The organism is Massilia putida (assembly GCF_001941825.1).
Classification (GTDB): domain Bacteria; phylum Pseudomonadota; class Gammaproteobacteria; order Burkholderiales; family Burkholderiaceae_D; genus Telluria; species Telluria putida.
In genome coordinates this window covers 5,569,240-5,589,079 of the sequence record NZ_CP019038.1, presented here as the reverse complement: position 1 = coordinate 5,589,079, position 19,840 = coordinate 5,569,240, and the positions used below count along the sequence as shown (strand labels likewise).

The window sequence follows — 19,840 nt, the reverse complement described above, 5'->3', positions numbered from 1 at the left end:
AAGGCGATTCGGTAGGGTGGGCGGCCCTCCGCCCACCCTACGAAAATCCGATGGTCCGCGCATTCCGTTCACTGAAAAGCTTCAACTACCGCATCTGGGCCGTCGGCACCCTCGTCTCCAACGTCGGCACCTGGATGCAGCGCACCGCCCAGGACTGGCTCGTGCTGACCCAGCTGACGCACCACAATGCCTCGGCCGTGGGCACCGTCATGGCGCTGCAGTTCGGCCCGCAATTGCTGCTCCTGCCCTGGACCGGCTGGGCCGCCGATCACATCGACCAGCGCAAGCTCATGATGGTCACCCAGGCCGCCATGGGCATCCTCGCGCTGGCGCTGGGCCTGATGACGATCGGAGGCAGCGTCCAGCTATGGCACGTGTACGTGTTCGCCTTCCTGTTCGGCTGCGCGTCGGCCTTCGATGCGCCCGTGCGCCAGACCTTCGTGGCGCAGCTCGTCGGCGACGCCGAGCTGCCGAACGCGGTCGCACTGAATTCGACGTCGTTCAACGCCGCCAGGATGATCGGCCCCGCGGCCGCCGGCCTCTTGATCGCCGGCCTCGGCACCGGGTGGGCGTTCGTGGTCAACGGCCTGTCGTATGCCGCGGTGTTGTGTTCGCTGACGTGGTTGCGCAAGAGCGAACTGCATGCGCGCGCGTCCGGCGGCGGCAGTGGGCGCGGGATGCTCGACGGCGTGCGGTATGTGTGGAAACGGCCGGACCTGATGGCGCTCCTCGCCATGCTGTTCCTGATCGCCACGTTCGGTCTGAATTTCCCGATCTTCATCGGCACGATGGCCGTGTCCGTGTTCCATACGGATGCGCGCGGGTACAGCCTGCTGTCGTCGACGATGGCCGTCGGCAGTGTCATCGGCGCGCTGCTGGCCGCCGGCCGCGAGCGCACGCGCTTTTCCGCGCTCGTCGTGGGCGCCGGGGTGTTCGGCATCGGTTGCCTGCTGGCGGCAATGTCTCCGGGCTATTTGTGGTTCGCCGTCGCGCTGGCGCTGACGGGCGTGGCCGCCCTGACCTTCACGAACACATCGAACAGCCTGATCCAGCTGTCCACCGAACCCGCGATGCGCGGCCGCGTGATGGCCTTGCGGCTCGGCATCGCATTGGGCACGACGCCGATCGGTGCGCCGATCGTCGGCTGGGTGGCCGACCACGCCGGCCCGCGCTGGGCGCTGGGTGTCGCCGCCGCGTCCGGGTTTGCGGCGCTGGCGGTCGGGATGCGCTACCTGGCCATCGCCCGCCAGCGATCGTCGACGTCGCTCAGCCGCGATAGCGGTTGATGGCGTCGCGGGTCTCGAGTGCCACGCGGCGCGCGCTTGCTGCGAAGTCTTCGTCGCCCTGCGGCTGCGCGTAAAGGATGGCGCGCGAGGAATTGATCATCATGCCCGCACCGGCGGCCGTGCGGCCCGACTTGACGGTCGCCTCGATGTCGCCGCCCTGCGCCCCGATGCCCGGCACGAGCAGCGGCATGTCGCCGACGATGGCGCGCACCTGCGCCAGCTCTTCCGGGAACGTGGCGCCCACGACGAGGGCGCACTGGCCGTTTTTATTCCACTTTTCCGCGACGAGACGCGCCACGTGCTGGTACAGCGGCTGGCCGCCCACGTCCAGGAACTGCAGGTCGGAGCCGCCCGCGTTCGACGTGCGGCACAGGACGATCACGCCGCGGTCGGCCCATTCCATGTACGGTTCGACGGAATCGAACCCCATGTACGGATTGACGGTGACGGCGTCGGCGCCGTAGCGGTCGAAGGCTTCGCGCGCGTACTGGTGGGCGGTGGCGCCGATGTCGCCGCGCTTGGCGTCCAGGATCAGCGGGATGTGCGGGTAGTTTTCACGCAGGTAGCGGCAGATGGCTTCCAGCTGGTCTTCCGCGCCGAGGGCGGCGAAATAGGCGATCTGCGGCTTGAAGGCGCAGGCCAGGTCGGCCGTGGCGTCGACGATGGCCTTGCAGAACTCGACGATGCCGTCCGGGCGGTCGCGCAGGTGCGCGGGGAAGCGGGCCGTGTCCGGGTCGAGTCCCACGCACAGCAGGGAATCGTTGCGGCTCCAGGCGGCGTTGAGTTTGTCGATGAAGTTCATGGCGGCCTCTCTGATCTGATTGCAAACCCGCTATTGTAGCGCCCTGCCCGGCTTGTCTCGCCAATACAATGTCATTTCGGGTATATTTTGGCCATTCGACAACTTGTTACGGATTCGTCAGATGAAACCATCCTTGTTCACGCGGTGGGCCGGCATGTTGCTGGCCACCGTACTGACCGCCACCCTGCTGTCGGGCTGCGGCTACAACCAGTTCCAGGCCAAGGACGAGGCCACCAAGGCCGCCTGGGCCGAGGTCGTCAACCAGTACCAGCGCCGCGCCGACCTGATTCCCAACCTGGTGAACACGGTCAAGGGCTATGCGTCGCACGAAAAGGATACGCTGGAAGCCGTCACGCGGGCGCGCGCCGCCGCGACCAGTTTCCAGATCACGCCGGAAGTCCTGAATAACCCGGAAGCCTTCCAGAAATTCCAGCAGGTGCAGGGCGAGTTGTCGAGCGCGCTGTCGCGCCTGATGGCCGTGTCGGAGAACTATCCGCAGCTCAAGGCCGATGCCAGCTTCCGCGACCTGCAATCGCAGCTGGAAGGGACGGAAAACCGCATCACGGTGGCGCGCCAGCGCTATATCGCGGCGGTCCAGGACTACAATGTGACGGTCCGCAGCTTCCCGACCAACCTGACCGCGATGATGTTCGGCTACCAGGCCAAGCCATCGTTCACGGTCGAGAACGAGAAGTCCATATCGACGGCGCCGACCGTCAACTTCGGCAAATAAGGCCATCCCATGAACGCCCTGCCCCGTCTGCTGTGGGCCTGGATGCTGACCGTGCTGCTGGCCTGCTCGGCCCATGCGCAAGGACAATTCAAAGCGGTGCCGGCGCTGCGCGCGCGCGTCACCGACGAGGTCGGCATGTTGACGCCGGACCAGCGCCGCAAACTGGAAAGCGTGCTGGCCGACTATGAAGCGAAGACGGGCAGCCAGATCGCCGTGCTGCTCGTGGCGTCGACCGAGCCGGAAGCCATCGAGCAGTACAGCATCCGCGTGGCCGACGCATGGAAACTGGGGCGCAAGGGCGTCGACGACGGCGTGCTGCTGGTCGTCGCGAAGGACAACCCGAAAGCGCTGCGTCGCCTGCGCATCGAGGCGGGACGCGGCGTGCAGGGCGTCCTCACGGACGCGCAATCGAAACGCATCCTGGAAGACACGATCGCCCCGCACTTCCGCCAGCAGGACTGGTACGGCGGGCTCGTCGCGGGCGTGGGCGCCATCGCCACCCTGCTCGACCAGGAAAAATTCCCGGCGCCTCAGCCGCAGGCACAGACGCCGGCGCAGCAGCAGGGGGACGACGGCCCCAACGTCGTCGTCGGCATCTTCCTGATCCTCGTCGGCATCGTCGTCCTGCGCTCGTTCTTCCGCCCGCGCGGCGCGCGGCTTGCACAACCGGGCCGCTACGGCGCCGGCTGGGACAGCGGCACCACCGGCTTCATTCTCGGCAACATCCTGGCCAATGCGGCCCACCATCACAGCGACGACGACCGCTGGCGCGGCGGCGGCGGATTTTCCGGCGGGTTTTCGGACGGCGGCGGCGGTGGATTCTCCGGCGGTGGCGGCGGCAGCTTCGACGGCGGCGGCGCCTCGGGAGACTGGTGATGGACGAACCGAACCGCCTGCGGCGCGCCCTGCGCCACCTGTTCAGCACGCGCAACGAAGCCGAGCGCGCCTTCCCGCCCGACACCCTCGCCGCCATCACGGAAGCCATCACGGCGGGCGAACAGACGCACCGCGGCGAAGTGCGGCTGATCGTCGAAAAGGGCTTGCCGCTGTCGCTCGCCTGGGCCGGCGTGACGAACCGTCAGCGCGCCATCGCCCTGTTCGCCGACTACGGCATCTGGGACACCGAGGACAATTGCGGGGTGTTGATCTACGTAAATCTCGCAGACCGCAAGGTCGATATCATTGCCGACCGGGGCATCGACCGCAAGATCCCGGCCGCCACGTGGCAGGGCGTCTGCGACACGATGACGCGCGGCTTCGCCCGCGGCGAATTCCGCGCCGCGACCCTGGCCGCAATCGCCCAGGTGAACCAATTGCTGCGCAGCCATTTTCCGTCCGGCGGCGCGCGGCCGAATGAATTGCCTGATCGGCCCGTGATGCTCTGAATGTCTGGCCGGCATACGCCGGCCGACACATGGCGGCCGCTACAATGGCGGCCTTTTCATTTTGCAGCAGCGAGGATATCCCATGAAACTCAGCCAGAAAGTCGCCATCGTCACCGGCGCCAGCCAGGGCATCGGCCATGCGTGCGCCGAACGCCTCGTGCGCGAGGGCGCGCGCGTGATGCTCGCCGACGTGCGTCCCGAGGGCGCCGCCGCCGAAGCGCTGGGCGATGCGGCACGGTTCTTCCGCGCCGACGTGAGCGTGAAGGCCGAGGTGGACGCGATGGTCGCGGCCACGCTGGCCGCGTTCGGGCACATCGACATCCTCGTCAACAACGCGGGCGTGACCCACGCCGCCGATTTCCTCGACCTCGCCGAGGACGATTTCGACCGCGTCCTGCGCATCAACCTCAAGTCGATGTTCCTGTGCAGCCAGGCCGTGGCCCGCGAGATGGTGAAACGCCAGAGCGGCTGCATCATCAACATGTCGAGCGTGAACGCGGAACTGACGATCCCTAACCAGATTCCGTACGTCGTGTCGAAGGGCGGCGTCAACCAGCTCACACGCGTGACCTCGGTCAGCCTGGCCCCGCACGGCATCCGCGTCAACGCGATCGGCCCGGGCACGATCCTGACGGAACTGGCCAAGCAGGCCGTGCTGGGAAGCGTTGACGCGCGCCACAAGGTCCTGTCGCGCACGCCGCTGGGCCGTTGCGGCGAACCGGAAGAGATCGCCGGCATCGCCGCCTTCCTTGCCAGCGACGACGCCTCGTACATCACGGGCCAGACGCTGTATGCGGACGGCGGCCGCATGGCGCTGAATTACACGGTGCCGGTCAAGGACTGATGACAAGCGGGCTCGACCATTATTACGCAGGCTGATATCCGGTATGGGAATTCATCATTAGACAGATATATCGCAGCGCAGCATAATGCACCTGTCTCCACTATTCTCCTCCAAGAAAATAGTTTGAAGCCCGCTCAACCAGCGGGCTTTTTTTTTGCCGCCGCCCTGCTGACTAATCTCATCCATAAACGTTCCGGAACAATGACGCGCACCCTTGAGGAGTGTCATGGCCAAGTCACATTCCGTACCTATACTGGGTTCATCTGGATACACGCAACCGATATGCGTGATCGCAGAAGGTGTGCTGCTCGCGGCACACCGCACCGAATTCTGCGTCTCTTGGCCCGATCTTGGGTTGTGCCCGTCCTCCGTTGGCGGGCATTTTTTTTTGTTCCGTATTCTTATTGTGGTGTCTGCTACACACCGCACAATTGATCGCTGTTGTGCTTGAACCATCTCCCGATTCCGCTATCATGAAATTCACGCCTCGCGTCTTTTCGCATTCGCGTGGGGACAAGACAATCCAAACACAGAATGGAGCCGGTCCAATGACTTTACCTGTACCTGAGACGATGTCGCCACCCCAAGAGCACTTCACGCCATCGCGCCGCCGCCACCCGGAACCGGAAGACTGCCTGGTTCTCAGCGAGCTCAACCCGCGCATGGTGGTCGACCATATCGACGATGAAGGGCAACCCCTTCACGTCATGACGTTCGGCACGGTCCGAGAGATCTGCCCCAAATGCCAGAGCGGCCACTTGAAACTGGTCCTGCGCCAGTCGGCCGTCCGCATGGCCCATTTGTTCTGCGCCGACTGCGCCAGCTGTTTCGACGCCCACTATCCGAACGGCGCGCCAGCACTCACGATCTGACGCCCGGGCGCCCGGGCGCCGGCGGGGCGGCGCCGTGGTCCGATGCGTCCTGCACACGCACGACGCACATGGTAAGGTGAGCCTTTTTCAGCCCGGCCTTGTCATGACCTCGTATTTGTCCACGTTCCTGCACCATCCGCGCCGCCGCCCGCTGTGCCTCGCGGCCGCCGTCGTGATGTACCTGACGATCATCACGACAGGCAACATCCCGGGCGCCCGGGCCGACATCGGCGCCTATGCGCCCGGTGCGGTCCTGCACTCGATTGCCTACGCCGTACTGGCCTCGCTGTGGTTCGTCGGCAGCCGCGGCAGTGCGTTCGCGCGCGCCTGCAAGGCCGTGCTGACCGTCGCCGTGATGGGTGCCGGCGACGAATTCGTGCAAAGTTTCTTCCCCTATCGCGGCGCCTCCATCGGCGACTGGGCCGTCGACGTCAGCGCCGCCATCGTCATCAGCAGCGTGCTCGCCCTGCTGGCGTCGCGCGCCCCCGTCGACGCCCGACACTGACCCCGTAGCGCCCGCACTAATCGCCATGGCTTTGACATGGCTCATGCTCAACGGCAGGCAGCTTGAACGCCGATTCTGAACAGGCCTCTTACCAAAGTGGCACGCGGCATCGTCACTCATCTAACCTGACACTATCCCATCAGAAGGAGTTGATCATGAAGCAAAAACACCAGAGCGTCTTCCTGGCGGGCTTGCTGGCGCTCGCAGTCGGGCTGTCCGCGTGTAGTTCCTGGCGCGGCGGCGGCACGGGCAGCAGCGGCAGCAGCGGTACCGCCGGCGAGACCGGCAGCAGCGGCACGGCCACCGGCACATCGAACAGCGGCGGCATGTCCGGCACGGGCGGCGGCACCGGCTCGCAAGGATCCGGCAGCTGGGGCGGCGGCAGTTCGGGGTCCTCCGGCACGTCCGGCACGTCCGGCTCGAGCGGCTATGACAGCTCGGGCTCCTCGGGCAGCGCCGGGACCTCCGGCAGTTCCGGGACCTCCGGCAGTTCCGGGATGTCCAGCAGTTCCGGGATGTCCAGCAGTTCCGGGATGTCCGGCAGCGCCGGCATGATGCAGGAGCGCGGCGCCAGTGCCGCGGCCACGAGCCCGAACGCCACCGTCGCCGCCATCGAAGTCATGCCGCGATCGGGCAGCGCCACCGCCGAAGGCGAAAGCAGCAGCGGCGCCAGCATGGCACAAGGTAGCAGCGCCGGCGGCACGACCGGTAGTTCCGCCGACCGCGTCTATCGCATCACGCTGCGCATGGACGACGGCAGCACCCAGGTCGTCACCCAGCAGACGACGCCCGATTTCCGCACCGGCGACCGGGTAAGCCTGGCGAGCGGCGTCATCCAGCACTGAGCGCGCGTCCGCGCGCTATTATTCCGTCCCGACCTGCTGCGCCTGCGTGCGCTTGGCACGCACGATGTCCGCGCCGCGCTTGCCGGCCAGCAGGGCGTGGTCGGAATTGTAGTATTCCCACTCGCTGTAGCGGCCGACCAGCGTGATGTCGAACTGCTTCAGCCAGGCCTTGCATGTCTCGACGTTACGGGCGCGCGCGTGGTCGTACAGCACATAGGCGTAGGGCATGTCGACCTGGTTCGCGGCCAGGATCTTGTCGCCCTCCTGGATCATCCCGACCTTGCGGCAATCCGCGATGGCGCGTGCGATCAGCGCGTCGCCGTCGACGGGCAGCGGTTTATACGGCGAGTACGAAATCTCGCAGGTGAACCCGAAGCCGCCCGGCGGATTGCACCCGGGGCTCGCATTGCCCTGCACAAAGATGCGGTGGAAGATCGTGTCTTCCGGATAGTAAATCCAGTGCTTGTCCGTGGCGACGCGGTCGATGCCGATGTTCACGCAGCGGATCGACACGTGGCGCAAGCCCTTCGCGGCCGCCCTCACCTCTTCCGGCGCCTCGTCGCCGATCGCCTTGATCAATTCCGGCAGCGGCATCGTGGAAATCAGATCGTCGTAGCGGAAGCGGCGGCCGTCGCGCAGGGCGACGATGTGTTCGCGCGGCAGGACTTTCACGACGTCCGCACTCAGCTCGATCTTGCCCTTGATGTGAGGCAGGAAGCCGTTCATCAAGGCCTGGAAGCCGCCCTTGAGCGGATAGCCGAAGCGGGCGTTCGGCCCCAGCGGTTTCGGCGACGGCTCCAGTGCGCCCTGGATGATTTCTTCCAGGTTCGGCAGCGGCACGCGGCCGCCGAGCCACGACGTTTCCATCTCGGACAGCGGCACGGTCCAGATCTTGCGGTTGTACGGAATCGCGAAGTGTTTCGCGATGCCCTTGCCCCATACCTTGTAGATGAATTGTTCGAAGTTCCGCACCTCGCCCTTCACGGCGCGGTCCGTGTTGCAGACGTCGGTCGTGCCGTCGGCGCAGCAATCGTCGATGGCTTGCGCGGCGGCCGTCTTGCCTTCCGCGCTTTCGTAGCGGGCTTCGATGGCGCCCATCACGCATTCCGTGATCACTTTCGGTGGCAGGCCATACAGCGCACCCTGGAACGGATAGCGCGTGTAGACGCCCTTGCTGTAGACCCACGCCTCGCGGTTCTGCCAGTGTACGTTATCGCCCAGCAGCACCTCGTACATCTTGAGGACGTACGGGTCGTTCGAGAACATGATGTGGCCGGCGTAATCGAACGTGAAGCCATTGTCCTCGATCGAGCGGCACCAGCCGCCGATGCTCTCGTTACGGTCCAGCAGCAGCGTATCGGCGCCCAGGTGGTACGCCGCCGACAGGCCCGTCGGCCCGCCGCCGATGACGATCGTGCCCACGTGCGGCTCGTGCGCGCGCAGCGGATTGATCTTGGTGCCGCCGTCGCTGGCCCCGTCCGGGCTGCGCGGCGTGGCGCGCCGGTCCGTGTGCGGTGGCGCCGTGTCGATCAGCTCGCGCATGCGCGCGGCCGTGTTGTCCCACGACGTCGCGGCGACGACGGCCTGCATCGCGGCGATCATGTGGCGGCGCTGTTCCGACGTCTGCGCAAGTGCCGCTTCGCAGGCGGCGATGAATTCGTCGGGAGTCGCGGCGATCGCGACGACGTGGCCGTACGGATTGGCGACGTCGGCGATCGGCGTGCTGACGATCGGCAACTGGGCCGCCATGTATTCGAGCACCTTGGTCGGGCTGATGTATTTGGTCGCCTCGTTGATGGCGAACGGCATCAGGCAGACGTCCCAGCCGGCCAGCAGGTCGGGCAAGGCCGTGTACGGCTGCTGCCCCAGGTAATGGATGTTGGGGCGGCGTGGAAGACGCTCCGAATCGATCTTGACGATCGGTCCGGCCAGCACGATCTGCCACTCGGGATGGCTTTCCGCCACGGCGCCGACGAGGTCGGGGTCGAAGCGCTCGTCCAGCACGCCATAAAAGCCCAGGCGCGGGTGCGGGATGGCGTCCTGCTGCGGATGCGATCGCGTGCGGTCCAGCGCCTGCTGGAAGTGCACGACGTCCACGCTGCTGGAAAAGCAGTGGACATTCGGGTGGCGGTGGCGCTTGGCCTCGTACAGGCTGGGACCGCCCGCGAACACGAGGTCGGCGATGGACAGCAGCGCGCTTTCGCGCTGCAGCAATTGTTTGGGAGGATTCCTGAATGCAGCCAATTCATCCATGCAGTCGTACACGACGAGCGCGGGCCGCAGCGATTGCAGCAGCGGCAGGGCCATCGGCGTGTAGAACCAGGCGACGACTTCCTCTCCTGGTGGTGCCAGCTGCGCCACCATCGGCTGGAGCAGCCGCAGCTGTTCGTCGTGGAAACCGTTCGCATGGATGGGGGTGTGTGCGCGGCACACGGTCACGTTCGGTGCGGGGCTGGATCGTTCCATGAACGGCGCGCCGTCGTCGTACACGGGTTCCTCGACGAACAGGACCGGATAATGCTGGGCCAGGCGCGACAGCAGATGCTGCGGCCGCTGGAAGACGAAATCCCAGCGCAGGTGGCTGAAAACGACGATCGTGGACATGATGAGCTCCTTGTCGCCCGCTGCGGGCGGTCGGTTGATCGAAATACGTTGCGGACGGACGTGTCCGTCCGTCAGCGCGGCCAAGCGTGACCGCGCAGCGGTGGAGGCAGGCGCCCTGTGGGTGCCGTGCTCGCGACAGGGTTCGGAGCGCGCCGGGCGGCGCGTGACGTCAAACGTTGCCCGGCTTGTCTCCCTCCTCTTCCACGTCCTTCGGTTCGAGGGCGACGTTGCGCGTCGCCGCGCTGATCACCTCGAACGGCAGCTTGGGTGTACGGTCCGCATTGAGCAGGCCGTTCGCTTCCTGGAACGTGTCGGCGAACTGGGTATAGCAGAAGCCGCTGAACATGAAGGTCTCGTTGACCACCTTCAGCAGCCGTTGGTACAGCGCGTGATAACTCTCGGCCGTGTGGGCACGGGTATAGCCCCACGTGCCGTCTTCGGGCGTCGCGTTCGGGTCGTACGCGATGCCGCCGAATTCGGTGAGCACGATGGGCTGGCCGCGGTGTGGGAAGCCGTCCAAGGTGAGGATGCGTCCGCCGGGGCGGCGCTGATCGAACAGCGTGCGCACGGGGTCGCTGACCTCGTAGCGGGCCTTCAGCTTGTCCGGGTTGCAGTCGTAATCATGGATACCCAGGATGTCGGTGGCCGAGGCTTCCCAGCCGTCGTTGCCGATCACCGGGCGGGTCGAGTCGAGGGTGCGCGTCAGGTGGTAGAGCGCCTCGACCGCGTTGCGGTGCGCCTGGGTCAGCGTCAGGTTCGGCACGCCCCAGGATTCGTTGAACGGCACCCACACGATGATGCAGGGGTGGCTGTAGTCGCGCTCGATGGCCTCGGTCCACTCCTTGACCATGCGCGTGATCGCGCGCGGGGCGAAGCGGTAGGCCGAGGGCATCTCTTCCCACACGAGCAACCCCAGCTTGTCGGCCCAGTACAGGTAGCGCGGATCTTCGATCTTCTGGTGCTTGCGCACGCCGTTGAAGCCCATCAGCTTGGCCAGTTCGACGTCGCGCTTGAGGTGTTCGTCCGACGGCGCCGTCATGAACGATTCGTTCCAGTAGCCCTGGTCGAGCACGAGGCGCAGCGGATACGGGCGGCCGTTCAGCAGCAGGCGGTCGCGGTTGATGTGGAACGAGCGCAGCGCCGTGTACGACTTCACGTGGTCGACGATCCTGTCGCCGCAGCGCAGAATCACCTCGGCGTCCAGCAAGGTCGGACGCTCGGGGCTCCACAGCAATTCGTTGCGCGAATCGTCGATGCCGGGGTCGGACAGCGCGATCTTGCGGTTCGCCTCGCCGGCCAGCAGCTTGTAGTTATCGTCCGCCAGCAACTGCTTGCCGTGCCAAATCTTGACCTCGACAAACATGTCTTCCTGGATGTCGCCGCCGGCAAACACTTCGCAACCGATCTCGAAGGTTTCGAACAGCGGCGTCCAGCGCAAGGTCTGGATGAAGGTGCGCGACACCCTCTCGACCCACACGGTCTGCCAGATGCCGGTCGTGCGCGGATACCAGATCGAGTGCGGTTCCAGCAGCCAGTCCTGCTTGCCGCGGGGCTTGGCCAGGTCGGCCGGATCGTCCTCGACGAACACGGTCACGGTCTGCCTGCCGTCCGCTCTCAAGGCGGGGGTGATGTCGGCACGGAACGGCGTATGGCCGCCCTCGTGCTCGGCCACGAGCTGGCCGTTGACCCACACGCGGGAAAAATAATCGACGGCGCCGAAGTGTAGGATGACACGGTCCTCGGCCGGCATCAGCTCGAAGTCGCGCTCGTACCAGCAGAAGCGGTGGAAGCCGGTGTCCTGGATGCCGGACATCTCGGTTTCGGGCGCGAACGGGACATTGATCTCGTGCGTCCAGCCGGTCACGCCGTCCGGCATCTTGTTGACCAGCTCATCGTCGAAACGAAAGCGCCATTTTCCGTTCAGATTGATCCAATTGTCGCGGACCAGCTGCGGGCGGGGATACTCAAACTGGCTCATTGTTTTCCTTTCCTTGGGTCGGGACCGGGATCAAGATGCGTCCCTGGCGTCCTGCTTTGTTGTAGGTGGAGAGTGCAGTTTCCGCTGCCTGTCTTGCTTGGCCGGCGCGGCACAGAGCCACGGTGGCGCCGCCGAATCCGGCACCGGTCAAGCGTGCACCGAGCACGCCCGGGGCGGCACGCAGCGCGGCCACCAGCTGGTCAAGCTCGGGAATCGAAACCTCGTAGTCGTCGCGCAGGCTCTCGTGCGACGCGTTCATCAGTTCGCCGAATCGTTCGGCCGACACGCCCTGCGCCGCTTCCAGCACGCGCAGGTCTTCCAGCACGACGTGGCGCGCGCGCCGGCGCAGCGGCTCGGGCAGGCTTTCCACGGCCGCCGGATCCGTCACGTCGCGCAGCGCACGCACGCCCAGCTTGCGCGACGCCTCTTCGCATTCGGCGCGGCGTTCGTTGTATTTGCTGGCGGCAAGCGTGCGCGGCACGCCGGAGTCGACGACGATCAGCTCCGTCCCGGGGGGCATCGGCACGAGGCGGTGCTCCAGCGTGCGCGCGTCGATGAACAGCATGTTCCGCTCGTCGCACAGGCTGGACGCCATCTGGTCCATGATGCCGCAGTTGACGCGCGCATATTCGACCTCGGCGCGCTGCGCGATTTGCGCGAGTTTTACATTATCGAGCGTGAAACCGAGCAGGTTGCGCAGTGCGCGCAGCATCGCCACTTCGAGCGCGGCCGACGACGACAGGCCCGAACCGACGGGCAGATTCGTCGTCACGAAGACGCGCAGCGGCGGCACGGTGACGCCAGTCGCTTCCACGAGGCGGATGCAGCCTTCGATATAGCTGCCGAAGCCCTGCGGCGCGCTGCCCCCTTTCGCGGCGAACGTGACGTTGCCGTCGAGCGTGCCGGAATACAGGTGGTGCTGGTCGTCGTGGCTGTGCGCGAGCGCCACCTCCGTCCGCTGCGGCGTCGCGACGGGCAGCATGTAGCCGTCGTTGTAGTCCGTGTGCTCGCCCAGCAGGTTGACGCGGCCGGGCGCCGATGCATGCGCTTCCGGCGCGCCGCCGAAGAAGGTCTCGGGATTGTTCATGTTATGCCACCTCCAGCCATACGGGCCGCGCACGGCCCTGGATTGTCGTTGCCGGCCAGTCCGGATCCAGCGTCAGGTTGTCCAGTCCGCCGGCGCCGAGTAAAAACGTGTCTTCCACTTTCATGCCGGCGAAGCTCGGATTGAGCGCGAACGCCATGCCCGTCTCGATGCCCGTCGCCGTGCTGGGGCTCGCGACGATCTCGCGCGCCTGGTAGCCCGCGATGCCGCCCTGGTGGTGCTCGCGGATCGCTTCGCCACGGTTGACGTGGCGGTAGGCCGCATCGAGCGCGTGATACACGGCGGCCAGCGACTGGCCCGGCCGCACGGCGTCGAGCCCCGTCGCTTCGACCTGCAGCAGGTCGGCTTGCGCATTGCGCTCGTCGTCCGAGAGACGCCCGAACGCGACGCCGCGCGACAGGCTCGCGACGAGGCCGTGGCGGCGCGCGCAGAACACGAGCATGGCGCGGCTGCCCAGCGGCTCCATCGTCGGCACGGGATGGCGGAACGCCTGCAGGCGCCTGCTACCGCCGGCCAGCACGAGCGCCGGCTGGATCCCGCGCCGCCACAGCGCTTGCGCGCCCGCGGCCGCCAGTTCGAGTTCCGTCCACTCCGGGCGCGCCGCGCGCAGCGTGTCCGTCATCGCGCCGGCGGCGTCCCGGCCCAGCGCGCGGTAGCGTTCCTGTTCGGACGGCTGCAAGACCATGCGGCGCAGGCGCAGGCTCGCCGGCAAAGGCTGTTCGCCGTTGCCGTTGCCGTTGCCATGGCGCGGGCGATCGGACAGCACGGCGCCGCCGGCGGCCGCGCCCAGCACATACGTGTCGCGCAGTTCCGTCTCGGCCCACGGCGCGATGTGGAACGTGAAGCCGGGCGGCACCTGTTCCAGGCGCAGACGCTCGGCTTCGATGGCGTCCGTGAGGATCACGGCGTCGTCGCGCGTGACGAGCACCTCGGCCACGCCGCAGTCGGCGACCAGCAGCACGGCCGCGTCGCCGCCCGCCGTCGCCCACGCGAACCAGTCCACGCCGCGCAGGCGTATCGCCCCCGCGCCGGATTCGGCCAACGCGGCGCGCAGCAGCGCGAGCTTGTCCGCGACTTCGGCGGGGCGGGTATCCGGCAGCGTACTCATGCCGGGGCCTCCAACCGCACCTCGACCTGCTGCAATTCGTACGCGGTGGTTTCCGGCAACACGTCCATCGCGAACATGCCGGCGCCGATCTCGGTGCCGGCCAGGTATTTCAGGCGGTCGCGCGTGCGGTACGGCGGATAGAACTGGCAGTGCAGCTGCGTCTCGGGGTGATCCGCGCCGTCCGTGGGCGCCTGGTACCACACCATCAGGTAAGGGAACGGGCGCTCCCACAAGGTATCGAATTTCAGCAGCACGGTCTTCAGCGCGCGCGCCAGGCTGCCGCGCTGTTCCGGCGTGAGCGCGGCGAAATCCTTGCAGGGGGCCGTCGGCATCGTCCACACCTCGTACGGATAGCGCGCGCAGGCCGGCACGAATGCGATCGCGTGTTCGTCCTGGTACAGCACGCGCTTGCCGTCCTCCGCTTCCTCGCGCGCCATGTCGGTGAGCAGGCTCGCGCCGTGCTGCAGGTAGTACTCGCGCTCCTGCGCCAGCTGGCGCGCGGGCACGGGCGGCACGAATGGGTACGCATAGATCTGGCCGTGCGGATGGTGCAGCGTGACGCCCACCTCGGCGCCGCGGTTCTCGAACGGCAGCACGTACTGGATGTGGTGCTGCCCTGCGACGCGCCGCGTGCGGTCGCCCCACACTTCCAGCAGCAATTCGATGCGCGGGAGCGGCAGGCGGCCGAGGGACGTCTGCGGGTCCTGCGTGAACACGACGACCTCGCACAGGCCGTTGGCGGGCGCGGTCGGCACGGTCAACGCGGGCGGCTCGTGCGCATCGAGCGCCAGCGATGGAAAACGGTTGTCGAACACGGCGATCTCGTAATCGCCGGCCGGCATCTCGGTGGGGTGCGCCGGGTCGCGCGTGGGTGCCAGCGGGTTGTATTGCGGCGGCGGCTGATAGGTGCGGTTCTGGCGGAACGCGGCATACGTGACCCACTCGCCGCGCAACGGGTGCCAGCGCAGATGCGGGTTGGCGTGCTGCGGCTCGGCGAAGGGGCTGGTCGCGACGATGCCGTCCGGGATGGGCCGGTTGCTGTACAGCGTCAGGTGTCTTCCGTCAGGTTTTATCAGGTCTTGGCTGTGCATGGCATCGACAGGTCAGGCAGTGCTCCTTACGTCAGGCCTGATCCTATCATGGCGTTTTCGCCACATTTTCTTGCGGTCAGCACTTGATTTTCCGACAATCAACGGGCCGCGCGGAGGCTTGTCCGGGGACCGTGGCCCGGTCTGCTGTCTCTCCTAGGGAAACGCCGCCGATGGGGCATTTATTCCCTATGAAGATGGGCGTCGTGTAGGCCCAAACCTACAAAACTTATGGAAGGATTTACACATTTTGGCGAGAAAGGGGCCTACACGACGGCCGAGCGACCAAAATCGTGAAGCGCCCCCGCGAGCGGACGCGGGCGGCGCTTGAATGTGTCGTGAAAAGCGGCTTACTTGGCGAGCTCGGCCAGCACCGCCGTGTACATCTCGAGGTTCAGCAGCAACTGTTTATTGGTGATGAACTCGTGCTCCGAATGGCCCGTATAGACCGTGTGCGGCATGGCCGGACCGAAGCTGACGGCATGCGGGAACAGCCGCGAATTGGTGCCGCCGCCGATCGCGACCGGTTTCGGATCCTTGATACCCGTGAAGTACGCGAACGTCTTCATCAACACCGGCAGCTGCGGCGCATCCTTCTGCACCCACGGGTCGCCGATCTGCATGGCGACGTTCGCCAGCTGCACGTGCGCGCCCTGCCACTGCGCGAGCGCGGCATTGATCTCGTTGGTCAGCTGTTCCGCGGTCTTGCCCTGCGGACGGCGGATGTTGATCGCCACCTCGATGCCGCCGTCGTCCTTCTGGCGGATCACGGTCGGGGCGAACGTCATCGGGCCCATGAACGCGTCGCGGTAGGCGATGCTGCCGAATTTCTCGCCGAAGTAACCCGTGCCCACCATCTCGTTGAGGAAGTTGACCAGGGCGCCCGCGGTCGTGTCCGGCCACGGCTGCACGGCCAGCGCGTCGGCCAGCATGCTGATGGCGTTGACGCCGTCTTCCGGTTTCGACGAGTGCGCCGACAGGCCCTTGGCCGTGACGTGCAGGTCCTTGTCCTGCCGGTCGAACTGGTAGTGCATGCCGGCCTGCTTGTCGGCGCGCGCGCGGATCTGCGCTTCCAGCGCCGGCGTCGCGTTGGCGACGAGCGCCTCGGCATCCTCGGGGATCTGGCTGCCGAAGAAGCCGCCCTTGAATGCCTTCACGAAGGGCGTGCCCGCCGGCGGCGCGGCGGCCGTCTTCGGCATGGTGACGGCCAGGGTGCCGTAGCCCTTCTCCGCCGTCACGGCCGGATACTCCGCGTCGAGCGTGATGTTCATCTGCGGCAGCGTGTGCGTCTTCATGAAGGCTTCCAGCGGCGCCCAGTCCGATTCCTCCGCCATGTAGACGTACAGCTCGATGCGCTTGGACAGCGGCACCTGCAGGTCCTTCAGCGACTTCATCGCATACAGCGCGGTGGCGATGGGGCCCTTGTCGTCCTCGGCGCCGCGCGCCAGCAGGCGGCCCGGTTCGCTCGTGCGGTCCAGTTCGAACGGCGACTTCTTCCATTTGCTCGCATCGACGGGCTGCACGTCGCCGTGCGCGACGAGGCCCACGCGCTCGTCGCCCTTGCCGAGGCCGACGACGGCCACGCAGCCGTAATCGGCGAAGTCGAGGCCAAGGCGCTCCGCTTCCTGCTTCAGGTAAGCCTTGAACGCCTGGTGGCGCGGGTTGCGTTCGCACGGGAAGTTCTTGTCGGCCACCGTGTTGTAGCTGACGAGCTTGGCCAAGGTCTCGACGACGTCGTCGCGGTAAGCGGTGACGGCATGTTTGGCCGCCTTGATTGCCATCTCGCCCGGCACGGCCGGGGCCGCGGTCGGCGCCCCCATCGCGCTTGCCGCCCAGGCGAGGCTGATGGCCGCGGCCAGGTTGCGTGCGCATGTCTTCGTATTCATCGTTAGCGTCTCCATGATTGCAATAGCGCAACGAGTCTAGCAGGGTTGCGGGAACCGCGCTGGCGACCCCTCGGCCCGCAATCGGCTAATCTTATGGCCTCGACAAAGGAGACGGCATGACGCATAAAATCATCCGCCGGGTGCATCCCGCGCTGCGCGACGACATCGGCGACCTCATCACCCGGCGGCCCGTGCCGAACCGCCATCTCGACCAGATCGATCCGTTCCTGTTCCTCAACCACCACGGCCCGCAGGTCTATCCGCCGCACAACCGCGGCCTGCCGTTCGGGCCGCATCCGCACCGCGGTTTCGAGACCGTGACGTTCATCCTCGACGGCTTGCTCGCGCATCGCGACAGCGCGGGGCACGAGAGCGTGATCGGCCCCGGCGGCGTGCAGTGGATGACGGCCGGCCGCGGCATCGTGCACGCGGAAGTGTCGCCGCACGAATTCATGGAACGCGGCGGCGCGCTGGAGATCCTGCAGCTGTGGGTCAATCTGCCGCCTGCGCTCAAGATGACGGCGCCGCGCTACGTGGGCCTGCAACGCGACCGGATACCGGTCGTGGACCGCGGCGACGGCGTGCGCGTGCATCTCGTGTCGGGGACGGTTGGCGGCGTGACGGGCCCGATCGAATCGCTGACGGGCGTGTCGCTGTGCACGGTGGAGATGCAAGCGGGCGCGCGCCTGCACGTGGACGGCCTGTTGGATCGCAACGTGTTCCTGTACGTCGTGCGCGGCGTGATCGAATGCATGCCGGAGACGGTGAGCGCGTTCCACCTGGCCGAGTTCGAACCGCAGGGCGACGAACTGGAGATCCGGGCCGACCACGACAGCATCCTGCTGCTGGGCCACGCCGAGCCGATCCGCGAACCGGTCGTGGCGCACGGGCCGTTCGTGATGAATACACGCGAGGAAATCCAGCAGGCGATCATCGATTATCAGGCCGGGCGTTTCGGCGCGCCGATCTGAGTCTGCAACGTCAAAAGGCGCCGGCCCGGACCGCATCGGCCAGGCCGGCAGGTTCGGCGCCGCGCATCAGCGCGCGGCCTGGTTGACGACGACCTCGTCGGCGAACGGCACCTGGTTGAAGGCGACGGTGGCGCCCGTGTCGCGCGTGATGAATTTCTTGGGAGCGATCGGGACCAGTTCTTCGCGCTTGCCATCCAGATCGACGTACAGCTTGTTCATCCTGTTCGTCACCTTGATCGTGCGGCCGTCGGTGAGCCGGAACGAACCGCGCATGTGCTCGGCTTCGTCCTGGGTCAGGCGGTAGGCGTGCGATGCGCCCTGGACGAGCACGCTGCTGGCGGTGGCCGACATCGGTGCGACGGACGGGTCGGCAAACGCGGACAGGGACAGGGTGGCGGCGCCGATGAAGGCCAGGGCTTGTTGGATACGCATGATTGCTCCAGAGTAAGATACGAAATATAGAACGGACCGTGAGCTCGATTTCAAAAGGATCGTCAGACGCTCAAGGGGCCCACCGTTTTTCATATCGCCGCCTCAATAATGGGCGGCGAGTGATGACAGTGTAGGAAGCGCGTGCGCCAGCGTCATCGGCGAAACGCCAAACCGTCGAAAACTGGGGATGAACTGTCGAAAACCCGGCCCGAAATGCAGCGGATGCATATAGTTTTTGGCATCGTTCCGCAGGGCTTCGGGGCGCGCCGTGTGGCCGATATCCGCTACAGTGTCGGCTTCAAAAGCCCAGCTCAATGAAGGAGACACCGATGCATCCAGTGCCCCTGGTGGCCACGACGCGTGGCTATCCGCAGGACCGCGACCATGCCGGCGGCTACGCGGTCGAGAACATCCACTTCGGTTCGATCGCCGTCGTCGACGTGGCCGGGCGCCTGCTGTGGTCGGCGGGCGATCCCGACATCATGACCTTCACCCGCTCCGCGCTGAAGCCGTTCCAGGCCCTGCCCTTCGTACTGGACGACGGCCCGGCCCGCTTCGGATTCACCCGCGCCGAACTGGCCCTGCTGTGCGCCAGCCACTCGGGCGAGGAAAAGCATCTGGTGGGCGTGACCTCCATCCTCGACAAGATCGGCGTGGACGAAAGCCACCTCGCCTGCGGCTGCGCGGCGCCGCTGTACTACGACGCCGTCGGCCTGCCCGTGCCGGCCGGGCGGCGCTGGCGCACGGTCCACCACAATTGCTCGGGCAAGCACAGCGGCTTCCTCGCCTGGTGCCGCCTGCACGGCGCGCCATTGGACGGCTACGTCGATCCTGCGCACCCGCTGCAGCGGGCCATCCGCGCGACGCTGGCCGATTGCGTGAAGATGACGGAAGACACGCTGCCGATGGGCATCGACGGCTGCTCCGCGCCGAACTACGCGATGCCACTGGCGCGCCTCGCGCACCTGTACGCGCGCCTCGCGCAGCCGGGGCCGGACGCCCGTCTCGGCGGCGCGCTGGGCGAATTGTTCGATGCGATGACGGCGCACCCGGACATGGTGTCCGGCGACTCGCGCACCGACCTCGCCTGGATGCAGGCCGGCGGCGGCGACTGGGTGGCCAAGATCGGCGCCGACGCCGTGCAAGCCATCGGCATCCGCTCGGCCGGCATCGGCATCGCCATCAAGGTGGCCGACGGCGCCCCGCGCGCGCTGCACCCGGCCACGTTCGCCGTGCTCGATCAACTGGGCCTGCTGGACGAACGACGCCGCGCCCACCTCGAGCCCTACCGCGCCCCGCCGATCAAGAACGCGCGCGGCATCGTGGCCGGCGATGTCCACGCCGTGTTCACCTTGGAAAAGGCGGACTCGCCGGTGTGACGGCCAAATTCGGGGTC

19 protein-coding genes are annotated in these 19,840 nt (G+C 66.6%); 10 read left to right on the top strand and 9 right to left on the bottom strand.

What is annotated here, in order from left to right; genetic code table 11:
- Window positions 1–50: 50 nt before the first annotated feature.
- Window positions 51–1,286, top strand: coding sequence for an MFS transporter (locus BVG12_RS26990; RefSeq protein WP_075795093.1), 1,236 nt, complete (start codon window positions 51–53; stop codon window positions 1,284–1,286).
- Here BVG12_RS26990 and pyrF read toward each other — a convergent pair.
- The gene (gene pyrF, locus BVG12_RS26985; RefSeq protein ID WP_075795092.1) at window positions 1,267–2,088 is read right to left on the bottom strand and encodes an orotidine-5'-phosphate decarboxylase; all 822 of its coding nucleotides are present in this window, start codon (window positions 2,086–2,088) and stop codon (window positions 1,267–1,269) included. The genes BVG12_RS26990 and pyrF overlap by 20 nt on opposite strands.
- Window positions 2,089–2,209: 121 nt before the next feature.
- On the opposite strand from pyrF, the gene BVG12_RS26980 reads away from it, so the two are divergent.
- From BVG12_RS26980 to BVG12_RS34305, 7 genes are all read left to right on the top strand, one after another.
- The gene (locus BVG12_RS26980) at window positions 2,210–2,821 is read left to right on the top strand and encodes a LemA family protein (protein ID WP_075795091.1); all 612 of its coding nucleotides are present in this window, start codon (window positions 2,210–2,212) and stop codon (window positions 2,819–2,821) included.
- A 9-nt stretch (window positions 2,822–2,830) separates the two neighbouring features.
- A complete protein-coding gene (locus tag BVG12_RS26975; RefSeq protein ID WP_075795090.1) occupies window positions 2,831–3,697 on the top strand; it encodes a TPM domain-containing protein in 867 nt (288 codons plus the stop codon).
- Window positions 3,697–4,206 carry a TPM domain-containing protein gene (locus BVG12_RS26970; protein ID WP_075795089.1) on the top strand — a complete coding sequence of 170 codons (510 nt, stop codon included), beginning with the start codon at window positions 3,697–3,699 and terminating at the stop codon, window positions 4,204–4,206. The genes BVG12_RS26975 and BVG12_RS26970 overlap by 1 nt, the downstream gene beginning before the upstream one ends.
- An 82-nt stretch (window positions 4,207–4,288) precedes the next feature.
- Window positions 4,289–5,050 (top strand): SDR family NAD(P)-dependent oxidoreductase, encoded by a 762-nt coding sequence (locus tag BVG12_RS26965; RefSeq protein ID WP_075795088.1) that lies wholly within the window; start codon window positions 4,289–4,291, stop codon window positions 5,048–5,050.
- Between the two features lie 572 nt (window positions 5,051–5,622).
- The gene (locus tag BVG12_RS26960; RefSeq protein WP_229503724.1) at window positions 5,623–5,922 is read left to right on the top strand and encodes a hypothetical protein; all 300 of its coding nucleotides are present in this window, start codon (window positions 5,623–5,625) and stop codon (window positions 5,920–5,922) included.
- 103 nt (window positions 5,923–6,025) lie between these two features.
- Window positions 6,026–6,427, top strand: a complete 402-nt coding sequence (locus tag BVG12_RS26955; RefSeq protein ID WP_075795086.1) for a VanZ family protein — start codon at window positions 6,026–6,028, stop codon at window positions 6,425–6,427.
- A gap of 155 nt (window positions 6,428–6,582) precedes the next feature.
- Window positions 6,583–7,272: a hypothetical protein gene (locus BVG12_RS34305; protein ID WP_156895753.1), complete on the top strand. Its 690-nt coding sequence runs from the start codon at window positions 6,583–6,585 to the stop codon at window positions 7,270–7,272.
- Window positions 7,273–7,290: 18 nt separating this feature from the next.
- Here the strand turns inward: BVG12_RS34305 and BVG12_RS26940 are convergent, their stop codons facing one another.
- From BVG12_RS26940 to BVG12_RS26915, 6 genes are all read right to left on the bottom strand, one after another.
- The gene (locus tag BVG12_RS26940) at window positions 7,291–9,876 is read right to left on the bottom strand and encodes an NAD(P)-binding protein (protein ID WP_075795083.1); all 2,586 of its coding nucleotides are present in this window, start codon (window positions 9,874–9,876) and stop codon (window positions 7,291–7,293) included.
- Between the two features lie 169 nt (window positions 9,877–10,045).
- The gene (locus BVG12_RS26935) at window positions 10,046–11,854 is read right to left on the bottom strand and encodes a glycoside hydrolase family 2 protein (protein WP_075795082.1); all 1,809 of its coding nucleotides are present in this window, start codon (window positions 11,852–11,854) and stop codon (window positions 10,046–10,048) included.
- Entirely contained in the window at window positions 11,841–12,941 is a 1,101-nt protein-coding gene (galK, locus tag BVG12_RS26930; RefSeq protein WP_075795081.1) for a galactokinase, read from the bottom strand. The genes BVG12_RS26935 and galK overlap by 14 nt, the downstream gene beginning before the upstream one ends.
- A 1-nt stretch (window position 12,942) precedes the next feature.
- Entirely contained in the window at window positions 12,943–14,067 is a 1,125-nt protein-coding gene (locus BVG12_RS26925; RefSeq protein WP_075795080.1) for a M24 family metallopeptidase, read from the bottom strand.
- Window positions 14,064–15,158: a galactose-1-phosphate uridylyltransferase gene (gene galT, locus BVG12_RS26920; RefSeq protein ID WP_075795079.1), complete on the bottom strand. Its 1,095-nt coding sequence runs from the start codon at window positions 15,156–15,158 to the stop codon at window positions 14,064–14,066. The genes BVG12_RS26925 and galT overlap by 4 nt, the downstream gene beginning before the upstream one ends.
- 347 nt (window positions 15,159–15,505) lie before the next feature.
- On the bottom strand, window positions 15,506–17,041 hold the full coding sequence (locus BVG12_RS26915; RefSeq protein WP_156895752.1) for a dipeptidase: 1,536 nt from the start codon (window positions 17,039–17,041) through the stop codon (window positions 15,506–15,508).
- 116 nt (window positions 17,042–17,157) lie between these two features.
- On the opposite strand from BVG12_RS26915, the gene BVG12_RS26910 reads away from it, so the two are divergent.
- On the top strand, window positions 17,158–18,012 hold the full coding sequence (locus tag BVG12_RS26910; protein WP_075795077.1) for a pirin family protein: 855 nt from the start codon (window positions 17,158–17,160) through the stop codon (window positions 18,010–18,012).
- Between the two features lie 66 nt (window positions 18,013–18,078).
- Here the strand turns inward: BVG12_RS26910 and BVG12_RS26905 are convergent, their stop codons facing one another.
- Window positions 18,079–18,444 (bottom strand): hypothetical protein, encoded by a 366-nt coding sequence (locus tag BVG12_RS26905; protein ID WP_075795076.1) that lies wholly within the window; start codon window positions 18,442–18,444, stop codon window positions 18,079–18,081.
- A gap of 102 nt (window positions 18,445–18,546) precedes the next feature.
- Complete coding sequence (locus BVG12_RS34300; protein WP_156895751.1) at window positions 18,547–18,771, bottom strand: hypothetical protein; 225 nt, start codon at window positions 18,769–18,771, stop codon at window positions 18,547–18,549.
- A 2-nt stretch (window positions 18,772–18,773) separates the two neighbouring features.
- Between BVG12_RS34300 and BVG12_RS26900 the strand changes: the two genes are divergently transcribed.
- Entirely contained in the window at window positions 18,774–19,823 is a 1,050-nt protein-coding gene (locus tag BVG12_RS26900; protein WP_075795075.1) for an asparaginase, read from the top strand.
- Window positions 19,824–19,840 lie beyond the last annotated feature (17 nt).

What these genes read in the sequence shown, in the direction of transcription:
- BVG12_RS26965 (WP_075795088.1), top strand. Translation starts at nt 4,289, where the DNA reads ATGAAACTCAGCCAGAAAGTCGCCATCGTCACCGGCGCCAGCCAGGGC.
- BVG12_RS26990 (WP_075795093.1), top strand. Translation starts at nt 51, where the DNA reads ATGGTCCGCGCATTCCGTTCACTGAAAAGCTTCAACTACCGCATCTGG.
- BVG12_RS26940 (WP_075795083.1), bottom strand. Translation starts at nt 9,876, where the DNA reads ATGTCCACGATCGTCGTTTTCAGCCACCTGCGCTGGGATTTCGTCTTC.
- BVG12_RS26970 (WP_075795089.1), top strand. Translation starts at nt 3,697, where the DNA reads ATGGACGAACCGAACCGCCTGCGGCGCGCCCTGCGCCACCTGTTCAGC.
- BVG12_RS26960 (WP_229503724.1), top strand. Translation starts at nt 5,623, where the DNA reads ATGTCGCCACCCCAAGAGCACTTCACGCCATCGCGCCGCCGCCACCCG.
- BVG12_RS26935 (WP_075795082.1), bottom strand. Translation starts at nt 11,854, where the DNA reads ATGAGCCAGTTTGAGTATCCCCGCCCGCAGCTGGTCCGCGACAATTGG.
- galT (WP_075795079.1), bottom strand. Translation starts at nt 15,158, where the DNA reads ATGCACAGCCAAGACCTGATAAAACCTGACGGAAGACACCTGACGCTG.
- BVG12_RS34305 (WP_156895753.1), top strand. Translation starts at nt 6,583, where the DNA reads ATGAAGCAAAAACACCAGAGCGTCTTCCTGGCGGGCTTGCTGGCGCTC.
- BVG12_RS26910 (WP_075795077.1), top strand. Translation starts at nt 17,158, where the DNA reads ATGACGCATAAAATCATCCGCCGGGTGCATCCCGCGCTGCGCGACGAC.
- BVG12_RS26980 (WP_075795091.1), top strand. Translation starts at nt 2,210, where the DNA reads ATGAAACCATCCTTGTTCACGCGGTGGGCCGGCATGTTGCTGGCCACC.
- BVG12_RS26925 (WP_075795080.1), bottom strand. Translation starts at nt 14,067, where the DNA reads ATGAGTACGCTGCCGGATACCCGCCCCGCCGAAGTCGCGGACAAGCTC.
- pyrF (WP_075795092.1), bottom strand. Translation starts at nt 2,088, where the DNA reads ATGAACTTCATCGACAAACTCAACGCCGCCTGGAGCCGCAACGATTCC.
- BVG12_RS26975 (WP_075795090.1), top strand. Translation starts at nt 2,831, where the DNA reads ATGAACGCCCTGCCCCGTCTGCTGTGGGCCTGGATGCTGACCGTGCTG.
- BVG12_RS26955 (WP_075795086.1), top strand. Translation starts at nt 6,026, where the DNA reads ATGACCTCGTATTTGTCCACGTTCCTGCACCATCCGCGCCGCCGCCCG.
- BVG12_RS26905 (WP_075795076.1), bottom strand. Translation starts at nt 18,444, where the DNA reads ATGCGTATCCAACAAGCCCTGGCCTTCATCGGCGCCGCCACCCTGTCC.
- BVG12_RS26915 (WP_156895752.1), bottom strand. Translation starts at nt 17,041, where the DNA reads ATGAATACGAAGACATGCGCACGCAACCTGGCCGCGGCCATCAGCCTC.
- BVG12_RS26900 (WP_075795075.1), top strand. Translation starts at nt 18,774, where the DNA reads ATGCATCCAGTGCCCCTGGTGGCCACGACGCGTGGCTATCCGCAGGAC.
- galK (WP_075795081.1), bottom strand. Translation starts at nt 12,941, where the DNA reads ATGAACAATCCCGAGACCTTCTTCGGCGGCGCGCCGGAAGCGCATGCA.